Annotated in this window: 18 protein-coding genes, 2 tRNA genes, 1 pseudogene and 1 riboswitch; of the genes and pseudogenes, 3 read left to right on the top strand and 18 right to left on the bottom strand. The window is 47.8% G+C overall.

The window, feature by feature from the left end; all coding sequences use genetic code 11:
• Positions 1–7 precede the first annotated feature (7 nt).
• The 4 genes and pseudogenes from acpS to I8U23_RS13470 form a co-directional block, all read right to left on the bottom strand.
• Positions 8–388: a holo-ACP synthase gene (acpS, locus tag I8U23_RS12410; RefSeq protein ID WP_198051098.1), complete on the bottom strand. Its 381-nt coding sequence runs from the start codon at positions 386–388 to the stop codon at positions 8–10.
• Positions 389–1,486, bottom strand: a complete 1,098-nt coding sequence (locus tag I8U23_RS12405) for an ABC transporter permease (protein ID WP_198051097.1) — start codon at positions 1,484–1,486, stop codon at positions 389–391.
• A complete protein-coding gene (locus I8U23_RS13475; RefSeq protein ID WP_370526951.1) occupies positions 1,483–1,980 on the bottom strand; it encodes an AAA family ATPase in 498 nt (165 codons plus the stop codon). The genes I8U23_RS12405 and I8U23_RS13475 overlap by 4 nt, the downstream gene beginning before the upstream one ends.
• Before the next feature lie 9 nt (positions 1,981–1,989).
• Positions 1,990–2,327, bottom strand: a pseudogene (locus tag I8U23_RS13470) (ATP-binding cassette domain-containing protein); the annotation flags it as partial.
• 224 nt (positions 2,328–2,551) lie between these two features.
• Here I8U23_RS13470 and I8U23_RS12395 point away from each other — a divergent pair.
• The gene (locus tag I8U23_RS12395; RefSeq protein ID WP_198051096.1) at positions 2,552–2,839 is read left to right on the top strand and encodes an antibiotic biosynthesis monooxygenase family protein; all 288 of its coding nucleotides are present in this window, start codon (positions 2,552–2,554) and stop codon (positions 2,837–2,839) included.
• A gap of 14 nt (positions 2,840–2,853) precedes the next feature.
• Positions 2,854–3,306, top strand: coding sequence for a DUF2269 family protein (locus tag I8U23_RS12390; RefSeq protein WP_131470888.1), 453 nt, complete (start codon positions 2,854–2,856; stop codon positions 3,304–3,306).
• Between the two features lie 41 nt (positions 3,307–3,347).
• Here I8U23_RS12390 and I8U23_RS12385 read toward each other — a convergent pair whose 3' ends face one another.
• Positions 3,348–4,802: an amino acid permease gene (locus I8U23_RS12385; protein WP_037997120.1), complete on the bottom strand. Its 1,455-nt coding sequence runs from the start codon at positions 4,800–4,802 to the stop codon at positions 3,348–3,350.
• 101 nt (positions 4,803–4,903) lie between these two features.
• Positions 4,904–5,099: riboswitch (Lysine riboswitch) on the bottom strand.
• Between the two features lie 185 nt (positions 5,100–5,284).
• Here I8U23_RS12385 and I8U23_RS12380 point away from each other — a divergent pair.
• On the top strand, positions 5,285–5,881 hold the full coding sequence (locus I8U23_RS12380; RefSeq protein ID WP_198051095.1) for a LysE family translocator: 597 nt from the start codon (positions 5,285–5,287) through the stop codon (positions 5,879–5,881).
• Positions 5,882–5,893: 12 nt separating this feature from the next.
• Here the strand turns inward: I8U23_RS12380 and I8U23_RS12375 are convergent, their stop codons facing one another.
• The 13 genes from I8U23_RS12375 to I8U23_RS12315 form a co-directional block, all read right to left on the bottom strand.
• Positions 5,894–6,418, bottom strand: a complete 525-nt coding sequence (locus I8U23_RS12375; RefSeq protein ID WP_037997117.1) for a hypothetical protein — start codon at positions 6,416–6,418, stop codon at positions 5,894–5,896.
• A gap of 35 nt (positions 6,419–6,453) precedes the next feature.
• Complete coding sequence (locus I8U23_RS12370; RefSeq protein ID WP_052186840.1) at positions 6,454–6,684, bottom strand: DUF5957 family protein; 231 nt, start codon at positions 6,682–6,684, stop codon at positions 6,454–6,456.
• A gap of 172 nt (positions 6,685–6,856) precedes the next feature.
• Positions 6,857–7,942, bottom strand: a complete 1,086-nt coding sequence (locus I8U23_RS12365) for a sensor histidine kinase (RefSeq protein ID WP_198051094.1) — start codon at positions 7,940–7,942, stop codon at positions 6,857–6,859.
• Positions 7,942–8,649, bottom strand: coding sequence for a response regulator transcription factor (locus I8U23_RS12360; RefSeq protein WP_037997139.1), 708 nt, complete (start codon positions 8,647–8,649; stop codon positions 7,942–7,944). Before I8U23_RS12360 ends, I8U23_RS12365 begins: the two co-directional genes overlap by 1 nt.
• An 80-nt stretch (positions 8,650–8,729) precedes the next feature.
• On the bottom strand, positions 8,730–9,962 hold the full coding sequence (locus I8U23_RS12355; RefSeq protein WP_037997115.1) for an MFS transporter: 1,233 nt from the start codon (positions 9,960–9,962) through the stop codon (positions 8,730–8,732).
• A 34-nt stretch (positions 9,963–9,996) separates the two neighbouring features.
• The gene (locus I8U23_RS12350; RefSeq protein ID WP_198051112.1) at positions 9,997–11,565 is read right to left on the bottom strand and encodes a Vga family ABC-F type ribosomal protection protein; all 1,569 of its coding nucleotides are present in this window, start codon (positions 11,563–11,565) and stop codon (positions 9,997–9,999) included.
• Between the two features lie 644 nt (positions 11,566–12,209).
• Positions 12,210–14,036, bottom strand: coding sequence for a glutamine--fructose-6-phosphate transaminase (isomerizing) (gene glmS, locus I8U23_RS12345; protein WP_037997369.1), 1,827 nt, complete (start codon positions 14,034–14,036; stop codon positions 12,210–12,212).
• A gap of 645 nt (positions 14,037–14,681) precedes the next feature.
• Entirely contained in the window at positions 14,682–16,022 is a 1,341-nt protein-coding gene (gene glmM, locus I8U23_RS12340; RefSeq protein ID WP_198051093.1) for a phosphoglucosamine mutase, read from the bottom strand.
• Positions 16,023–16,051: 29 nt separating this feature from the next.
• Entirely contained in the window at positions 16,052–17,257 is a 1,206-nt protein-coding gene (locus I8U23_RS12335; RefSeq protein WP_037997364.1) for a CdaR family protein, read from the bottom strand.
• Positions 17,250–18,080, bottom strand: a complete 831-nt coding sequence (cdaA, locus tag I8U23_RS12330) for a diadenylate cyclase CdaA (RefSeq protein ID WP_037997361.1) — start codon at positions 18,078–18,080, stop codon at positions 17,250–17,252. Before cdaA ends, I8U23_RS12335 begins: the two co-directional genes overlap by 8 nt.
• A 353-nt stretch (positions 18,081–18,433) precedes the next feature.
• A complete protein-coding gene (rocF, locus tag I8U23_RS12325) occupies positions 18,434–19,336 on the bottom strand; it encodes an arginase (protein ID WP_037997359.1) in 903 nt (300 codons plus the stop codon).
• A 499-nt stretch (positions 19,337–19,835) separates the two neighbouring features.
• Positions 19,836–19,910 (bottom strand) — tRNA-Gly (locus tag I8U23_RS12320).
• A 6-nt stretch (positions 19,911–19,916) separates the two neighbouring features.
• A tRNA-Lys gene (locus tag I8U23_RS12315) sits at positions 19,917–19,992 on the bottom strand.
• Between the last annotated feature and the right edge of the window lie 18 nt (positions 19,993–20,010).

The raw sequence follows: 20,010 nt of genomic DNA, 5'->3' as shown, positions 1-20,010 counted from the left end.
CCACCGTTTATGAGTTATGATCGATTTCAATCACCGCCATCGCCATGGCGTAATGTTCGCTGTGAGAAATGGACAGATGGATGGAAACCGCACCGGTTCCGTACAATGCCTTAAGCACCCGGGGCGAAACGGTCACCACCGGTTTTCCCTGCTCATTGTTTAAAACTTCGATATCCTGAAACGAACACGTTTTTCCAATGCCGGACCCCATCGCTTTGGATACGGCTTCCTTGGCCGCAAACCTTCCGGCGACAAATTCCAAACGGCGTACGGGAGATTCGGGCAAAGCGACCTGTTCGTCCGGTGTCAGGATCCGCTTTGTCAACCGGGAAATCACTTTTTCCACTCTGTTCAGTTCAATCAAGTCCGTTCCGATTCCAGCAATCATTCATTTCACATCCCATTGAAAAGTCCATGCCGCGATGGCAAACGATCCTGCCGCCCAGGCAAGCAGGATGGAAACGGGAACCATCAACTGGCCGAGTGCCAAACCGTCATTCATCACACCGCGCAAAGCATCCGTCAAATGCACGATGGGAATCACCTGTACCACTGACTGGAGAATCCCCGGCAGATCCCGGACCGGAAAAAAGATGCCTCCCACAAAGATCATCGGAAACGAGATCAGGCCGGCGATGGGGGCTGCACTTTCCGGGGTTTTGGACAAACCGGCCACAATAAAGCCCATCGACATAAATGTCAGTGTCCCGAGAAAGATCAATAAAATCAAAGTGCCCCACGATCCGTACACATGAACATCAAACAGAAAGTAGGCCACCAGCAAGACCACGATCACCTGGATGGCATTCAACAAAATCCGGGCCGTCATTTGCCCTGCGATAAAAGTGGAACTTTTCAGCGGCGTCCCCTGCATCCGGCGCAAAATCCCGCGCTCCCGCCAGGACGCGATCGTGGCGGCGACACCGTTTAAATTGTTGCTCATCAGCATTAAAGACAAGATGCCAGGCACCAAAAAATCGATATACGACAGCGTCCGGCTTTGGATGGATACCACTTCCGTCAAAATTACAGGTTGAAAGCGGGTTTTTTCTTTATTCATGGCATCCACTGTTTGGTCCACAAGCATCCGGGCCATGCCGGCTTTGGTTTTGTTCACCGGATCCATGTAGATCAACACTTTTTTCGCGCTTTGGTTGGTTTGGTAAGCTTTTTCAAATCCTTTTTCAATTTTCACCACAAAGTCGACATCCCCCGATTTCAACTTCTTCATCAGTTCCGCCTCTGACCCGGATGCCGGTTTGACGGTTTCCTGCCGGAAAAAATTTTGCTTCCATTCTTCGGACAGTGCCGATTGATCCAGATCCACCACTCCGGCTTTCAAAGAAATTTGGGAACTCCCGTCCCCTAAAAACAACCCCAGGCCAAGCATCATCAAAACCGGCAAAAAAAAGGACCAGATCACTGTGTTTTTGTTGCGGAAAAACAAAAGAAGCTGCGCCCTCACCAACTGCCAATATGCTTTCATTTCCCTCTCAACCTCTCTCCCGTTTTATGGAGAAACACATCCTCCAGCGTTGCGCTTCTTGTGCGAAGCCCGGTTAACGGAATCAAATGGCGGTTTGCCCATGGAACCAGCTCTTGCAGGGTTTGGGATAAATCATTAGTGTGGATGGACACGACTTCATTTTCTTCCCGGCTGACTTTCATCACCCCCGGCAGTTCAGACAATTCTTGATCCAAACCGGAGTCCGGCAGCACAAATTCGATCCGGCTTTGGGAAGCCAAGCCGCGAATCAAACCGGCAGGAGAATCCACCTCCAGCATCCGGCCTTGACTCATGATCGCCACTTGGTCACACAGGACTTCCGCTTCTTCCATGTAATGGGTTGATAAAACAATGGTTCTTCCTTCATCGCGAAGCTGAAAAATAAGATCCCACAAACGCCGTCTTGCCTGGGGATCCAGTCCCGTCGTGGGTTCATCCAAAAAAATCACTTTGGGATCATGCACCACCGCGATCGCAATCGCCAGTTTTTGCCGTTGCCCTCCGGACAGATGTTTCACCTGTGTTTTTTCCTTTTCTTGAAGATCAAATGATTGTAGAAGTTCCAGAACCGGACGGGCTTTCGGGTAAAAACCGGCATAAAGCTCCAGACTTTCCCGGACGGTCAAATGCTCAAACAATGGGTGGACTGCAGTTGCACACCGATGATTTGCTTCAACTGATTCCTCTCTCTGACCGCATCCACCCCGGCAATTTCAATGCTTCCCTCATCGGGATCCCTTAACCCTTCCATCATTTCCATGGTGGTGGTCTTTCCGGCACCATTGGGGCCCAGCAATCCAAAAATGTGATGTTCTTTCACCGTAAAAGAAATGCCGTTGACAACCACCTGGTCTCCGTATTTTTTCGTAAAGTTTTTAACCTTGATCAATTCCCATCACTTCTGTTTCATTTTTTATTCAGTATACACTTTCCCGTCTCTCTTAAAAAAGGGTTCCGTTCCTCTTGCTTCTTTTTGATCACAGGGAGGATAATGGTATATAGTATAAATGAATGACTAATTTTGTCCCGGGAAGGAGGACCTGAATGTACCTGGTCAACAATCATATCAAGATCCAATCCGAAGAACATCTGAAACACTTGAAGGAAAGTTTCAGCCGGGCTCCAGAATCCATGAAACAAGTGCCGGGTTTTGTCTCTTTCCGTCTGCTTCTGTCTGAAGATGAATCGCATGTCGTTGCCGAAACCGTCTTTGCTTCCAAAGAGGATTTTATAAATTGGACCCAAAGCGAACATTTTCAAAGAGCACACGGCGGGCGCAAAGGGGATGTCCAACGCCCGGAACTGTCCGCTTATCATATCATCGTGAAATGAAAGGGGTTTATCCAGTGACTACCTACGGTATCATCAAGTTTTTACATATCGCCTTTGTTGCTGCTTGGTTTGGCGGAGCCTCACTGATGGCCATGTTTTTAAGGGATGCGATCCGCACCGGCGAGACGGGACGGATGGATCATGCGTTGAATCGTGCCCAACGCTGGAATTTGACCATGTTTATCCCCACCTCTGTCATTGTTCTCCTGACGGGAATCTACATGATGCTGCAATTCGACGGGGACAAGCCGCTTTGGCTGTTGGTGAAAGAACGTTTTGGAAGTTTGTTTATCCTTGCGTTCATTCTCGTTATTGTCTTGTACGGCCGCAAGGCATTGGCAAAAGTTAAATCCGACGGCATCGAAAAAGAACAAGTGATCGGAACTGTCAAACGCTATATCATGCTGCTGAATATTTCGGTTTTGTGCATGGTGGTTTTGATGTTCTTTGCATCGGTCAAAATCTGATGGCCCAAAAAAACCTGCTGACTGTGGTCAGCAGGTTTTTCTTACTCCTGATCCGGTTCCAGTTGACAAGACTCAAGCGGAACCACTTTTGTTTTATTTTTCCATTTGTAACCGAGCCACAGACAAATGAAAATCGGCAGCCCGATATAGGAAACCACCAGCCGGTACCAGTCGATGGCTTCTCCCGTGAAAGCCTGATAATCTTGTCCCAGGATCACCACCAAACACAGGAAGAAGGCAAACAACGGCCCAAACGGGAACAACCTCGCCCGGTAAGGAAGGACATCCAGGCTTTTTCCCTGGGCGATAAAAGCACGGCGGAACCGATAATGGCTGACCGCAATGCCGAGCCAAGCCAAAAATCCGGACAGCCCCGAAGCATTGAGCAACCAGATGTAAATGGTTCCGTCACCGACCAGCGACGCCAAAAATGCAAACGCCCCGACCAGTGCCGTCAACAGCAATGCATAAACAGGCACTCCACTCCGGTTCACCTTGCTGAACACTTTCGGCGCTTTTCCTTCTTTCGCCAACTGCCACAACATCCGGGTGGATGCATACATGCCGGAATTCCCCGCGGAAAGGACCGCCGTCAGAATCACCGCGTTCATCACCGAAGCGGCAAAGGCAAAACCGGCACGTTCAAAAACCATGGTAAACGGGCTTTTGGCAACCTGATCCACATCGCCGCCCGCCAGATTCGGGTGGGTGTAAGGCAAAATCAAACCGATCACAAGGATGGTCAGTGTATAAAAAAGCAAAATTCTCCAAAAAATCTGCCGGACCGCCTTCGGGATGTTTTCGCCGGGATTTTCACTTTCTCCCGCTGCAATCCCGACCAACTCCGTTCCCTGGAATGAAAAACCTGCAATCATAAACACGCCGACAGTGGCCACCCATCCGCCATGAAACGGAGCGTCACCGATGGTGAAATTCTTGAAGCCGATCGGTTCTCCTCCCATGATACCGAGAATCATTAAAAATCCGATAACCAAAAAGATGATGACGGTCGATACTTTGATAAAAGAGAACCAATATTCTGACTCCCCGTACCCTTTGACGGAAAGAAGATTCAATCCCAACATCAATGCCAGGAAAATGGCACTCCAAATCACACCCGGCACATCCGGGAACCAATATTTCATAATCAACGCGCCAGCAGACAATTCAACTGCAATGGTAATGGCCCAGTTATACCAATAATTCCATCCCATCGCAAATCCCAATGCCGGATCCACAAACCGGCTTGCATACGTGCTGAAAGAACCGGAAACCGGCATATAAGCAGCCATTTCTCCCAGGCTGGTCATCAAAAAGTAAACCATCATGCCGATCGCCATATAAGCAACCAGCGCGCCCCCCGGGCCGGCTTCCTGAATCGCCGCTCCGCTGGCGAGAAAGATCCCTGTCCCGATGGATCCGCCAATGGCGATCATCGACATATGCCTGGACTTTAATCCTTTTTTTAATTGTTGGTCATCACTTGAATTGGACATAAAAAAGTATCTCTCCCTTTCTTCAGCCGAGGTCCGGCAGGAAAAAACAAAAAAACCGTCACTTCTGGATGGGACGGTATGATGAAACCCACACCAAACCCCCGCAAGATAGCGCACCACGTTTGTCTGGGCAAAGAACAAACGTGACAGTGCTGACCCTGTTTGGAATCAGCCCCAGCTTGTCCGCCTGGAGCGGGCGAACAAACTTCGGCGACTTTTCCTTTCCCTTGCAGTCATCAAAGAAACTCCAAATTCTCGTGCAAAGTACTGATAAAAGCCGCAACCTCTACCTCACCGAGAGAAATCGATGAGGGTGAATATGCACTTGTTAGTTATTATTAGTATAAATAAAAACATATGAATTTACAATGGTAATTCCTTCAACCCCCTTTCCATCCCGTCCATGCTGATCGATTTTGTTGTTGTTTTTTCCCAGGACAAGCATAAATATAGTGATAAGTTGTCATAAAGGAGTCGTATGCATGGAAACGTGGATGGGCTATTTTATCTTGGGATTTGCTTTGTCCACCCCAATCGGACCGGTCAACATCGAGATGATCCGGCAAGGGATTTCAAGCGGTTTTTATCCTTCCTGGCTGGTCGGCTTGGGAGATGTGATCTCCAACCTGTTGATTGTCGGCATCATTTTTTCCGGCTTTTCCAGCGGCATTGTGGATTTGTCGTATCTGGCGTTCATAGCGGTCGCGGTCGGGGCTTACCTGATTTATTTGGGGACGTCGAATCTGAAAACCAAGTTGTCCATTTCGTCGTGGCCCCGGCCTGTCCATCTCCTTGCCAAGGGATTTGTCCTTGGGTTCATCAATCCCATGGATTTTCTCTACTGGTCCGGTGTGTACAGCACCATTCATGAGCAACCCCTGTCGTTTCTGATCACGGCATTTGCTTATCTGATGATCGGTTGCGGAATGTGGAATCTCCTCTTATCTTTGTCGGTCAGTTGGTGCCGGCCTTACATCAAGCCGGCCTTTATCCAGGGATTTCAACTGATTTCCGGACTCATTCTTTGCGGCTACGGCATTTTTTTGGCTTGGTTCGGCTTCAAAATGCTTGTTCAATAATCCTTTCCGGAATCACCGGTTTTCACGTTTTGCTTTTCTTTTAATCTTCCCGAATGGTTTGTAATAGGTGACCAGGGTCATCATGACCATCGCCGCCACATTGAAGATGGCGCCCAAAGTCAAGGAAATGCTGGTCCGATGGAAAGAGGCATTTTCTAAAGCTGCCAAATGATATTTCTCCGCGGTCTCGATCAAAAAAGACAACCCGTCACTCAGAAACAGGATACCGAGCAAAATAATGAGGAAAGTCGTTACCAACTTGATTAACACCCAGTAATGCTTCGTCAATCCCCAATGGGTCCAGACCGACAGCATCAGGCCGGTGATCAGGACCACCATGGCCGGATATTTGATCAGCGTGCCATCAATCATGTGCATACTTGAAAGTGTGTAATAAAGCTGTTCCCCATTTTCCGCGTTTCCCATGTAAATCCCCAGGATCAACATTCCCAACGTTCCGCCAAACCATGCCATGGCCCCCAGCACATGTATGGAAACCAATAAATGCTTTTTTCTCATATTTAACCGGTAACCCATCAAAATATCCTCCTTTCTGCTCTATTCCTCCAACTTCACCTGTTTTCCACCGATCCATTCCCGGATGAATGGCGATGTTTCCATTGGCGCCAATCGATCACGGGAACGGCAACCGCGCCCGCCAACGCACACAGATAGGGAAGAAACGGAATTCCAAACGGTTTGAAAAATAATTGGAAACTGAGAATGCCAATGATGCTGGACAACAGAACGCCGATGATAAATCCGCCCAAAATCCCCGTGACAGCGGCAATCATGATTCTCATCCCCTTTTCCCTCCTTCCGGTCATGACATCAAAGCGGTGCAAGCAATGCATGAAAAACACCCGATCCCTTTAAAACCTATTGATTCTTTTGGCGGTGCCTTTCTTTCAACCGCTCCAAACGCAGTTTAACAGACCAAAATAAACACCACACAAACGCAATCTTAACAGCACCTTAATTTTTATACGGAAACCAAAGAGTGATCCGGGTGCCTTCATTCTGCTTGCTTTCCACTTGGATGAAGCCCTGCATCCTCTCGATGAATTGCTTGGCAATCACCATGCCGAGCCCGGAACCCAACGCGGACCGGTCGGTGGGGGTTCCCCGGTAATAGCGGTCGAACAAATGTTGAATGGTTTTCCGGTCCATTCCCTTGCCATGATCCTGAATCACGATCAAAAGCTTGTCTTCTTTCAATTCGGTTGTCACCTGAATGGTTGTTTCCGGGGGATTATGCCGAATGGCATTCATGACGAGGTTTTCCAGTGCCCTTTTGAGCAAATGTTCGTCAAACGTCCACCGGATCTCCCTGGCCGGGGATTTGAATCGGATATCATACCAGTCCGCCAGGGGATGTTTTTTAAGATCGGCCAAAACCCGTTCCAAAAAGGTAACCAGGTTTAAGGTGCGCTCATTCAAGGGAATTTGGCGTTCTTCCAATTGGTAAACGATGCTCAAATCTTGGATCAATTGCTCAATATGGATCGATTTTTCCTCAATGATCCGGCTGAACTCTTTCACTTCTGCTTCTTCCCAAGCATGATCCGAGCGGAGCATCGCTGCATACCCTTTGATGTAAGATAAAGGGGTTTTCAAATCGTGGGTGATGCCGGAGGCCCAGCTTCTCCTCAATTCTTCAAGTGCTTTGCGCTCTTGTTCGACGGAATGAAGCCGGGCGGTCAAATTGTCCAGTTTCGATTCCAATTCCAAAAACACCCCGAACTTCCGGGCGGCCAGGTCTGGAAAATCCGGCTTTTGATATTTCCCTTCCGAAAGGTTCTCAATCCATTGGATCAGAAAAAAGAGCGGCTTGCTGATTTTCCGCCCCAAAAAGATCCCGATCATCATAAATATCACGATAAAGGAACTTAAATACAAACCGATCAACAGAGGGACACGGGTTCCCACCGGGATCTGAAGAAGTTTGTGAATCCCCATGACAACAACCGGAACCACCGTCAGCCCCGAAAGCAAAAGAACGCCTCCGATGGCGAGCAAAACCGCCACAAACTGGAGGGATATTTTGTGTTTGAGATCCATCACCGTCTCTCCTTGTCCGAAACTGCGAGCATATATCCCAATCCCCTGATGTTTTTTAAATACTCAGGGTTTTTCGGGTCTTTTTCAATTTTTTGCCGCAACCGCCTGATATGCACCATGACGGTGTTTTCCTTTCCCACCGTCGGGTAATCCCCCCATACGTGCTGATAAAGGCTGTCCACACTGAATACTTGATTGGGATGCTCACACAAGAATTTCAGCAACTCAAATTCCTTTGCCGGGCATTTCACTTCTTTCCCGTCCACCACCAATTTCGCCTGTTCCAAGTACAATACAAAATGACCGGTACGAAATTCGCGAAGCCGGGAATTCAAGCGCCTTTGCCGGTGCAAAATCGCTTTGATCCGGGCAACCACCTCCAACGGATTAAACGGTTTCGTGATATAATCGTCCCCTCCCATGGAAAAACCGGTCAACTTATCCATATCCGCCGTGCGAGCCGTCAAAAAAAGGATGGGGACGTCGGTCATTTCCCTGATTTGCTGACACAGCCGGAAGCCGTCTGTATCCGGCAGCATCACATCCAGCAAAATCAAGTCCACCGGGTGTTTCCTGATTTTCTCCAACGCTTCTTCGCCGGAGGTGGCCTCAAGGATCCCTTCGAATCCTTCTTTTTCGAGCAGCCGTTTCATCATTTGGATGATGCCGATCTCATCATCCACCATCAACAGCGTTTCCCTCATCATTTTTCCCCCTTCTTCTTCATTCATGAGAGCAACCCCCTGAAGCCGCGTTCCCCTTCAAGGGGGTTGGATCCAAGATGAAATCAAGCTGGTTTTCCTGCTTTCAACAGCACTTTGTTCCTTCCCAAAAACATGGCAAGCATGCACATCAACAAACCCGTGCCGGCCAAAATCCATTCAATTTCGATCCAATCGGCAACCGGCCCGAATACAAGCATCCCCACCGGCATCATGGAAGTGGAGATCATGCTGAATACCCCAAATACCCTTCCTGTATAATTTTCTTCAATCTTTTCTTGCAACAAGACCGTCGTCGGTGTATTGAAAAAGGGCATGGCCACCCCGAATAAGGCCATGACCAACAAGTAAATCCAAAAGTCGGGAACCAATCCCAGCGCCAATGTGCAAACCCCCATGATAAAGCCGGAGAGAGCCATCGTATGGACTTTATTGCCAAAGCCTCCCCACAAGGCGATCAACCCTCCCCCTGCCATCATCCCGACGGAAAAGGTGATTTCAATGGCCGTCAACCGCCACACATCATCCCCAAAGCTCCGGGTCACCTGCAAAGGGGTTAAAAACGAAGCCGGTGCAATCAATACAAAAAAAACAGCGAAGAACAAAAAGAAGCTCTTTAAAAAAGCATGTTTTTTAATATACGCGATGCCTTCGGTGACATCACTGTAATAAGTGGTTTTCTGTTTTTCGGACGCCTTTTCGTGAACCGGAATGTGAACCCATGCCATCATGATGAAAACAGCAACGGCGGCCGTGAGAACATCCACAAAGAAAACCGCTTCAATGGAGGCCATGGTGATGAGTGCCGCACTCACCATGGGGGAAACCAACATAATCAATGATTGAAGGCTTCCGTTGATTCCATTCACTTTCGTCAGTTGATCCTTCGGAACCATTTGCGGCAAAACCGCGCCAATGGTGGGAGTTTGGAATCCGGTCCCGATTGCGCGGACAGCCGAGATGGCAAAAAGCAGCCATATCGCATCGTATCCCGCAAGAAAAAGAATGGCGAGGACCAACGTGGCCATGGCAATCATTGCATCCGACCCGATGATCAGCATTTTGCGGTTGAAACGGTCTGCCCACACCCCGGCAACCGGCGAGAGAAGAAAAGTGGGGACAAAACCGCAAAGAATATAGATGGTCATCATCACACCGGATCGGGTATCCAAGGTGATATACCACATAATGGCATATTGCACGAGCGACGAGCCCAACAGGGAAATCGTCTGGCTGGTTAAAAAAAGGAAAATCTCCCGTTTCCAATGTTCTTTCCTCTCTTCATGGATGAAATTCATTCGGTTTCACACCTTTTTCTTGTCGCTGAACGTTTTAATCTGTTACCAATTTCTTTTTTTCTGCCAACAGCCTTTGAAATTCCTTTTCCAGCTCCTCAGATGGCTCCACGCTCAACCGGCTGAGCACCTCGGATATTTTGGTCTCAATCAACAGCCGCCGGTCCTCCCCGGCATCCTTTTCTTTTTGCCGCCCGGGCTGCCGTTTCTCTTCATCAAGACGGTCTAAAAAACGAATTTCCCGGTTTTTGATCTCCAGGATCCGGGTTGCCAGCTTTTGCACAAAACGCCGGTCGTGAGTGACAAAGATGACCGTGGCTTCGTACTCTTGAAGAAGGGATTCCAAAGCTTCCTCCGCTTCAATATCCAGGAAGTTCGTCGGTTCGTCCAAAACGAGGGTGTTAATGTCACTGACAAATACTTTGGCCAATGCCACTTTGACCCGTTCCCCGCCACTTAACACCTCCACTTTTTTATAAACATCGTCCCTCCGGAAATGCAACCGGGCCAGGACAGTGCGTATCAACGTTTCATCCTGCTTGGAGGTGGAACGGACATTTTCCAAAATCGATTCTTTCAGATCAAGAATATTGAGATTCTGGCTGAAATAACCGATTTTCACAGACGGCGAAACTGTGATTCCCTCATCCTGGCGGATGATCTTTCGGATCAGCGTGGTTTTTCCGGCACCATTCGGTCCGGTGACGGCCAGTTTCTCCCCTCCGCGCACATCAAAACGAGCCGGCTTCCACAAAAGCTTGTTTCCCGCTGTTCCGGAAACATCTTGCACCCGGATCACCACTCTCCCCTTCATAGCTTCCTGGTGGGGCAAACTCAACTTGACCGGCTTGATTTCTCTCGGCTTTTCCACCTTCTCCAATTTTTCCAGACGGGTTTCCATGGCTTTTTTGGCTTTCTCCAGTTTCTTTTGTTTTTTGGCAAAGTAGGGTTTGGCCATCTTCGCTTCGGACCGGTTTGTTTTTTTCGGTGTTTTGGTCGCTCTCTGTGCTTTTTGTTCTTTCATTCGCAGCGCTTCTTCCAACTGCCTTTTCTTTTTTGCATATTTTTCGTATGCCTGGATCTGTTGTTCTCTTTCCAACTCCTTTTGGCGGACGTAATCCGAATAACTCCCTTTATAGGTTTTGATCTTGCCTTCATCGATCTCCCAAATTGTTGTACAAAGAGTATCCAGGAACACCCTGTCATGGGAAACGACCACAAAAGCTCCCGGCCAGTTTTTCAGCTTCTTTTCCAACCATTCGATATGCCCGGTGTCCAAATGTGTGGTCGGCTCATCCAAAAACAAAATCTCCGGCTCCTTCCCCAAGGCTTGCAAAAGATATTCCCGGGCCAACTCACCGCCGCTTTTGGTTGAATCCTGCCGTTTGATCTGCGGCAAAAATTCAACCGTGGCACGGGTAATCACTTGGCCTTGATCGGGAACCGCCCGACCGGTCAACGTTTTGATCAACGTGGTTTTTCCACAGCCATTTTTTCCGACCAAACCGATCCGGTCCCGGTGATCAATGAATAACCTTTTCACGTCAAACAACAAACGGTCTTTGACATACAGCTTCAAATCACGCGCTTCCAGCAACATCCGCATCATCTCCGTACCGTTATGTTTTTGGGAGACGAAAAAAGCCTCCCATCTTTTTAAGAATAGGAGGCATAAAAAAGGCACGAGTGCACAGACCGTCATCAGACAAAAGATCCATACCACCGGATTCACTTTTTATAAAAATGGGTGATGCCAATCCTATTCTTAAAAGACACATTGAAGGCAGCACAAAGAAGCAGACTCCTTCTCTGCCAAAAAAAATCCTTCAATCCATCTGCTTTCAAAAATAGGATTAGCACTTCATCGTCCCGATGTTCACCCTTCCGTACATAATATTTATCAGTATCATAAACCAGAAAGAAAAGATTTGTCAAATGATAAGACGCAATTCGCATCCTGTTTTCCCAAAAACCGCCCGGTTTTCTCCTTCTGGCTCCGTCTGTGCCTTTTTAATCTTTCAATCCCTCCTTTGCTGATGTACTCCAGATTTTGATGAATCCTTTCCATATCCAGTTCCGCATGAATGGACACTCGTATCCACTGAAAAAACTGACAATCAATCATTTATAAGCGGAAAAGACAAGTTGCCTGAACCTTCTCTCCGAACATAAAAAAAATAACCTCTTGCGGTTGATGGCAACCGAAGAGGTTATGTTCGAACAGGTTCCGTTCCGCCAATTTTCCTTTCTTTATTCCACAGTCACGCTTTTTGCCAGATTCCGCGGTTTATCCACATCGAAGCCACGCTCCAGGCAAGCATAGTAGGCGAACAATTGCAGCGGGATGACCGTCAATACCGGAGCCAAAAGATCCAGTGTCGACGGGATGTGGATCACTTCATCCACGGATTTAATCATCTCCGTGTCTCCTTCCCCGGCAAACCCGAGAACATAAGCGCCACGTGCTTTGACTTCCTGGATATTGCTGATCATCTTTTCGTAGACACTGCTTTGGGTGGCCAGCGCAATGACCGGGATGTTTTCTTCAATCAAAGCCAAGGTGCCGTGTTTCAATTCACCGGCCGCATAAGCTTCGGAATGAATGTAGGAAATCTCTTTTAATTTAAGCGAACCTTCCAAGGCAACAGCATAATCCAAGCCGCGTCCCAGGAAGAAGAGATGTTCATGGCTGGCGATGTCCCGTGCAAATTGTTCAACCACCTTGGTTTGGCCGAGTATCTGCTCTGCTTTTTCCGGCAATTCTTCCAAGTGACGGATAATTTCCGCCAGTTCTTCGCGGCTTTTTCCACCGCGAACCTGAGCCAGATAAACTCCCAGCATATAAATGGCAATCAATTGCGAAGTATAGGCTTTGGTGGAAGCCACCGCGATTTCCGGTCCGGCCCAGGTGATGATCACATCATCGGCTTCCCGGGAAACGCTGGATCCAACCACGTTCGTAATGGCAAGAACCCGCGCGCCGTGCTTTTTCGCCTCCCTGAGGGCAGCCAGTGTATCTGCTGTTTCCCCGGATTGGCTGATCACGACAACCAGCGTTTTTTCGGTAATGAGCGGATTGCGATACCGGTATTCGGACGCCACATCCACTTCCACCGGAATCCGTGCGAGATCTTCCAACACATATTTCCCGACCAGTCCGGCGTGATAAGCCGTGCCGCAAGCCACGAAATGAATTTTTTCGATCTCTTGGATTTGTTCCTTGGTCAGCTTCACTTCGTTGGATAAATCCACTTCTCCGTCTTTCAGACGACCGGACAACGTGTCGCGGATCGCTTTGGGTTGTTCGTGGATTTCCTTCAGCATGAAGTGGTCATAACCGCCTTTTTCCGCTGTTTCAATATCCCATTTGACATTCATGACTTCCCGTTCCACAGGCGTCCCGTCCACTTTCATCAGGGTCACCTGGTTTTCTTTCAGAACAGCCATTTCCCCGTCTTCCAAAATGTACACATCGCGGGTGTGCTGCAAAATCGCCGGGATATCGGAAGCAATAAAGTTTTCCGATTCGCCGACCCCGACAATCAGAGGGCTTGCCTGGCGAACAGCCACCAATTTATCCGGTTCCAATTCGCTGATAATCCCCAAGGCATAGGCCCCTTCCAAGCGGGCCACCACGTCCCGCACAGTGGAAACCAAGTCGCCGTTCCACATGTCAGCCAGCAGTTTGGCCACCACTTCCGAGTCCGTTTCGGATTCAAAGGTAAATCCTTTGGCGATCAATTCTTCTTTCAATTCAATGTAGTTTTCGATAATCCCGTTATGAACCACCGCAAAACGACCCGTTTGGTCCGTATGGGGATGGGAGTTTTGGTCTGAAGGCTTCCCGTGTGTCGCCCACCGGGTATGTCCGATCCCCAAAGTACCCGGCAGGGATTTAGCACGGAGTTTTTCTTCGAGATTGGTCAGCCGTCCTTCGTTTTTTTGCACACCAATCGTTTCCCCGTTGTAAACCGCCAGACCGGCCGAATCATATCCGCGATATTCCAATTTGCTCAAACCTTCAAGCAACAGATTTTGAGCCTCTTTGGAGCCAATATATCCAACAATTCCGCACATATGTGAATACCCCCTGAAATTTGCAGAAACAATGACGAACCACGGGTATCCAAAGTCTGTCTGTCTTTGACCCGTTCATCATCATTTCCATGCTTTCTCTTTTTTCTATTTTTTGTATCCAACCGACCTCTCTTAGCATCATATCGCAACTTTTGTACAACGGGTCACCCCGCTGTTTTGTGTCGCGATTCCTCGGCTTTGATGCGAAGCCGGGAGGTATCCGCCGATCACTCGATACTCCTCCTCCTCGTCAACTGCAGATCCACGTCTCCTCTGCAGTCCAGGCGCTTTACGGCAAACTTTTGATGCATCCGTGAGATTCCCCCTGCTTCCATTCATCACCTCCTTAAAATGATGCTTTATCCAATGGAAAATCACTCATGTAACTATGGTATGCAAAGATGCTTTCTGTGTAAAGTGCCGGGTTAAAAATGATCCCGCCAAAATTTAAAAATAAGATTTATCCGCATCTTACTTCTATTATAAAGAATGATTTCAGCTATTTATGATGAAAAATAACATTTTTCCAAAATATAAAAGAAAAAAATATGAACGTAAAGATACAAACCAAAAACCGGAAAAAATGGATAAGCCCTGTTCCTCTGTCTTTCTACGGGAAACAGGGCTTCTTCTTACGGTTATTTTTTAATTCAAATGGTTGCGGACTTCTTCCGCAATTTGATTCACATATTTCTTCAATAACTCTTCGTCCGGGCCTTCCGCCATCACACGGATCAACGATTCGGTACCGGAAGGGCGCACCAATACCCGGCCTTCATTTCCCAAAGCTTTTTCCACGGATTCAATCGCAGAACGAATCGCACTGTTCTGGTCCCAGCCCTCTTTGTTTTTCACGGGGACATTGGTCAGCAATTGGGGGTATTTGGTCATAATCCGGGTCAAATCCGACAAAGTTTGCCCTTTTTCCTTCACCACCCGTAAGAGTTGAACCGCTGTCAACATGCCATCGCCGGTTGTGTTGTGATCCAGGAAAATAATGTGGCCGGATTGTTCACCGCCGAGATTATAGCCGCCTTCTCTCATTTTCTCCATCACATAACGGTCGCCCACTTTGGTTTGTTCCGTGGCAATTCCCAATTTCTCCGCCGCTTTAAAGAAACCGATGTTGCTCATCACGGTGGTGACAATGGTATCTCCTTTTAAGGTGCCGTTTTCCTTCATATAGGCTCCGCAGATGGCCATGATTTGGTCGCCATCCACCACATTTCCCTTTTCATCGACGGCAATCAACCGGTCCGCATCACCGTCAAAAGCCAGCCCCAAGTGCGCTTGTTGTTTTAAAACTTCCTCCTGCAAACGCTCCGGATGCGTCGAGCCGCAATTCACATTGATGTTGATGCCGTCGGGATGGGCAAAAATGGTGGTCACATCTGCCCCCAGATCCCTCAGCAACATCGGTGCCAACTCATAAGCGGCTCCGTTGGCACAATCCACCACAATATGCATTCCGCACAAATCCGTGTCAATGGTTTGTTTCAAATGTTCCAAATAGATTTGCGCCGCATCGTGATGATCCGTGACACGGCCGATTCCTTCCCCGACGGGGCGAGGCAGGTTGTCATCTTCTCGATCCAATAACGCTTCAATCTCTGCTTCCGTTTCATCTGACAATTTATAGCCATCGGCTCCAAAAAATTTGATTCCATTATCTTCAAAGGGGTTATGGGATGCGGAAATCATCACCCCGGCATCTGCTTCAAAATGACGGGTCAAAAAGGCGACACCGGGGGTTGTGATGACACCCAACCGAAAAACATCACATCCGATGGAAAGCATTCCGCTGATGAGCGCGGATTCCAACATTTCCCCTGACAATCGTGTATCTCTTCCCACAACAATTTTCGGGCGCTTTTTTCCCTTGGTCAGCACATAGGCTCCGTAACGTCCGAGGCGGAAGGCTAATTCAGGTGTTAACCCTTGATTCGCTACTCCCCGTACTCCATCGGTTCCAAAATATTTACCCATGTTTTCTCCTCCTCAATCATCAAGAACCATTATTCGCTATCACGAATCCTGATCTTTGCCTTTAAATTGTTCTGTTCGGCAACTTGGATAAAGTCAGGCAAAATAAACCGGATTGGTACTTCATGAATTCCCTCCGACAAACCTGAAACATCAATGACCGCTTTGATGTCCGATTGATTGAGCCCCGTCAAGTTTTTCGGTGCCCCTGAAAGAGTGATATTCATGTTTCCTCCGTTGGGTGAGAGAATATCAATTTTTTGTTTCTCTTCCTGCCCCGTCACAGTAAGCGGAACATCTTCCAACGTCTTTTCCTTGGCAGAAACCATTTTAACATAAATCTCTATCTCCTTGGGCTCCACTTTGATTGCGCCTTCCCGGATCGGAACCGGCATGGTCCGTTTGAAATCTTTCCGGGCATTTCTCAAGTCCAGCTCCGGGCCGATGTAATATTGAAGGTTTTCAAGATATTCATTAAAACCGTAGACCGTCACTTGGTCTTGGCTGGCCCGTATGCTTTCCACCGCGTATCCCGCGGGCGGCGGCTCTTTCACATCAATCGAAAGCGGAACCTGCTTGTGGGGAATGCTGATGGGCACTTCCACCGTAACGACGCTTGGCGAAATCTCCACTTGTTGAACCAGTCCATTGTCACCATATGCCTGCAGCCGGACAACTTTCTTGAGTGTTTGGGTTTGTCCTGACAAATACACAACGGCCTTCACCGCTTTGACTTGGTCCAAGCGGCTTTCGGTTCCCCGGATCAACACCCGTTGAGGGGTGACAACCGGTTTATTGATATGTAAACCGTCCGGAACGTTGCCAATCACATCCGTTTGCACCGTCATTTCTTTCTGCACTTTCTGTTTTAAAGTCACAGAAACCCGTTCCGGCTTTACTTTTCCTTTGACGCCAAGGGGCAATCCTTCGATCTGCACGGGAAGACGGTGTTCCCCTTCCCCCACTTCGTTCGCATCCACAAACAAGCGGTAAGTTCCCGGGACATTCTCCAATGACCGCTTGTCTCCATATAACTGCAATTCCACTTTGGGAGGATGCCCTGTCAGTTCAAATTGTTCCTTGTCGTATTTTACCTGAACCGTCACATCCCGAATGGTCATGCTTTCCTTGACTGAAAAGGAAGAAAAGGAATGATCGGTCACGGTCAGCCACAACATGACGGCCAGCAATAAGGAAACGATGCGCAACACCAAATCATTTTCCAGCCATTTATTCATCTTTCTCCTTCCCCTCTTCCTTTTCCTTACGCATCCAGAAGACGGTTGAGAACTTTTCCGGGGGTTTCAGCAATTCGTATAAACGCGACACCAATTCGTCCTCGCTCAGATTCCGCTCCAATTCGCCCTGGTAAGCCAGAGAAATTTGTCCGGTTTCTTCGGATGCGATCACAACCACAGCATCGGTCACTTCACTTAATCCGATTCCCGCCCGGTGCCTGGTGCCCAGATCTTTGCTGATGTAGGGATTTTCGCTGAGCGGCAGGTAACACCCGGCCGCCATCACGGATTCTCCCCGGATAATCACCGCCCCGTCGTGAAGCGGTGCTTTCGGTATAAAAATATTTTTGAGCAACTCCGCACTCAACCGGGCTTCCAGAACAGTTCCGGTTTCAATGTAATCAGACAATCCGGTATCTTTTTCGATCACAATCAATGCGCCGATTTTCTGTTTTGCGAGTTGAACAACGGCTTTGGTCACTTCGCTGACGATTTTGGTTGCAATTTGGTCTTCCACCTGACTGCTTCTCCCCAAAAAATAACCTCGCCCCAGTTGTTCCAACGCCCTTCGCAACTCCGGCTGAAAAATCACAATGACAGCAATGAGTCCCACGGAAAAGAAATTTTCAATAAAAAACTCCAACGTTTTCAGTTCAAATTCATTACTGATCAGCCATATGACCAGTAATACGGTGATCCCTTTTAATAATTGAACAGCCCGGGTTCCCCGCATCAATTTAAGCAAATGATAAATCACATAACTGACAATCAAAATGTCTACAACATCACTCAGATAATTTTTTACCTCAGCCAATGACTGCATCAAGCCCCTCCATTTAAACCATCCATTCGGTAGTTCATCTCTTTTTATTTTTTCGTAAACGGACAAAAATATTGTTCCGAATCCCGTTTTTTTCAAATCCCGTCTTCTCCGCTGCCCGGGTCTTTGCGGCGGATTACACATTCCGTTTCACCATTAATATAACACTTCCTGTACGGCAACCCAAATCAAAGAGATTCTTCCAGCACTTTCCGTCCCTGCCGTTATAAACTCCCTTGACATTTTCCAAAAAATTGGCAGGCGATGCGATACTCAATATTCATAAATCCAAACGCCACGAAAAAAGCTGCAACCCGGCAGGTCACAGCTCCTTTCAATCTGAAGCAAAATCTATATCATAAAATTTTTTGCCCAAAAACAGACCCCATCAACGCAACAGCCACTTTGGCAGTCTGGTTCCCCTGATCAAGAATGGGATTGACCTCCACAAACTCGGCAGAAGTTAAAATATCCGCTTCGGCCAACATTTCCATGGCCAAATGGCTTTCACGATAGGTCAAACCGCCTTGCACAGGCGTTCCGACCCCTGGGGCATCTTTCGGGTCAAGTCCGTCCAAATCAAGACTCAAGTGAACCCCGTCGGTCCCATTCGATACAATGTGGATGGCTTCTTCCATCACTCCGGCCATTCCAATGCGGTCGATTTCATGCATTGTAAAAACTTTGATTCCCAATTCTTTGATCAATTCACGCTCCCCCGGATCCAACGAGCGTGCCCCGATAATCACCACGTTCTCAGGAGACACTTTTGGTGCAAAACCCCCGATATTGACAAGTTCAGGATGTCCGATTCCAAGGCTGACAGCAAGCGGCATTCCATGAATGTTCCCTGAAGGCGAAGTTTCCCCTGTATTCAAGTCTCCATGAGCGTCATACCAAATCACGCCCATCTTTTCAAAATGCCTTGCCGCACCGGCCACAGTTCCGATCGCAATACTGTGATCTCCTCCAAGAACCACAGGAAAACGCTTTCGTTTCATGACATCAAAAACAGCATCCGCCAAATTTTCACAAGCTTGGCAAACTTCATTTAAATACTTCAACTTCGGATCTCCCTGATGACGGGACTCGGGCGTCGGAATGGACAAATCGCCCAGATCTTCCACATCATATCCCAAAGATTCCAACAATGACTGTGCAGATGCATAACGAATCGCACTGGGGCCCATATCCACACCGCGACGTCCTTGGCCCAAATCCATCGGCATGCCGATCAATGTTATGGATTTTTGCTTCATTTAAACATAACCCCTTTGTGTTCTATATCATCGACAACGCTATTTTAACACACCCTTAAAAATGAAACAAAAAAATATTGCAACAAATATAAATGTATTGTATAATTATTCATTTCTATATTTTATATAATCATATTTCCCATATATTTTAGTGTGAACGAATGGACATAAATCTATGCTCAAACTCAAGCATAGCAAAAAAAAACAACCATGATCGGCGATCATGGTTCATCTTGGATGCCTCGTCCCGTTCACATAAAAAGACGTTTCATTCATTTTTATATTCTCTTTTTCATGATTCTTCGCGGCTCCAAACCGGCATACATCTTTGGAGGGACGTTCCAAATAGCAACAAAGCTGTTTCGTAATAAGTGGTGGACGTTTGGAAGTGAGAATGCCGGATGAGTAGCGAGCGGATCGTTCCCATAAAGAGAAACGCCCGGATTCCAAAAAACAAAAAAACCTTCATTGTAAAATTATACAATGAAGGTTTTTACTCTGGAGCGGAAGACGGGATTCGAACCCGCGACCCTCGCCTTGGCAAGGCGATGCTCTACCCCTGAGCCACTTCCGCATATATTGGTGAGCCATGAAGGACTCGAACCTTCGACACCCTGATTAAAAGTCAGGTGCTCTACCAACTGAGCTAATGGCTCACAACCTGGCTGGGGAAG

The organism is Thermoactinomyces sp. CICC 10735 (assembly GCF_016055175.1).
GTDB classification, from domain to species: domain Bacteria; phylum Bacillota; class Bacilli; order Thermoactinomycetales; family Thermoactinomycetaceae; genus Thermoactinomyces; species Thermoactinomyces vulgaris.
This window is presented reverse-complemented; position numbering and strand designations above follow the sequence as displayed.

Coding starts and splice junctions, on each gene's coding strand:
- acpS (WP_198051098.1), bottom strand. CDS start 388: ATGATTGCTGGAATCGGAACGGACTTGATTGAACTGAACAGAGTGGAA.
- I8U23_RS12405 (WP_198051097.1), bottom strand. CDS start 1,486: ATGAAAGCATATTGGCAGTTGGTGAGGGCGCAGCTTCTTTTGTTTTTC.
- I8U23_RS12395 (WP_198051096.1), top strand. CDS start 2,552: ATGTACCTGGTCAACAATCATATCAAGATCCAATCCGAAGAACATCTG.
- I8U23_RS12385 (WP_037997120.1), bottom strand. CDS start 4,802: ATGTCCAATTCAAGTGATGACCAACAATTAAAAAAAGGATTAAAGTCC.
- I8U23_RS12380 (WP_198051095.1), top strand. CDS start 5,285: ATGGAAACGTGGATGGGCTATTTTATCTTGGGATTTGCTTTGTCCACC.
- I8U23_RS12375 (WP_037997117.1), bottom strand. CDS start 6,418: ATGGGTTACCGGTTAAATATGAGAAAAAAGCATTTATTGGTTTCCATA.
- I8U23_RS12370 (WP_052186840.1), bottom strand. CDS start 6,684: ATGAGAATCATGATTGCCGCTGTCACGGGGATTTTGGGCGGATTTATC.
- I8U23_RS12365 (WP_198051094.1), bottom strand. CDS start 7,942: ATGGATCTCAAACACAAAATATCCCTCCAGTTTGTGGCGGTTTTGCTC.
- I8U23_RS12360 (WP_037997139.1), bottom strand. CDS start 8,649: ATGATGAGGGAAACGCTGTTGATGGTGGATGATGAGATCGGCATCATC.
- I8U23_RS12355 (WP_037997115.1), bottom strand. CDS start 9,962: ATGAATTTCATCCATGAAGAGAGGAAAGAACATTGGAAACGGGAGATT.
- I8U23_RS12350 (WP_198051112.1), bottom strand. CDS start 11,565: ATGCGGATGTTGCTGGAAGCGCGTGATTTGAAGCTGTATGTCAAAGAC.
- glmS (WP_037997369.1), bottom strand. CDS start 14,036: ATGTGCGGAATTGTTGGATATATTGGCTCCAAAGAGGCTCAAAATCTG.
- glmM (WP_198051093.1), bottom strand. CDS start 16,022: ATGGGTAAATATTTTGGAACCGATGGAGTACGGGGAGTAGCGAATCAA.
- I8U23_RS12335 (WP_037997364.1), bottom strand. CDS start 17,257: ATGAATAAATGGCTGGAAAATGATTTGGTGTTGCGCATCGTTTCCTTA.
- cdaA (WP_037997361.1), bottom strand. CDS start 18,080: ATGCAGTCATTGGCTGAGGTAAAAAATTATCTGAGTGATGTTGTAGAC.
- rocF (WP_037997359.1), bottom strand. CDS start 19,336: ATGAAGCAAAAATCCATAACATTGATCGGCATGCCGATGGATTTGGGC.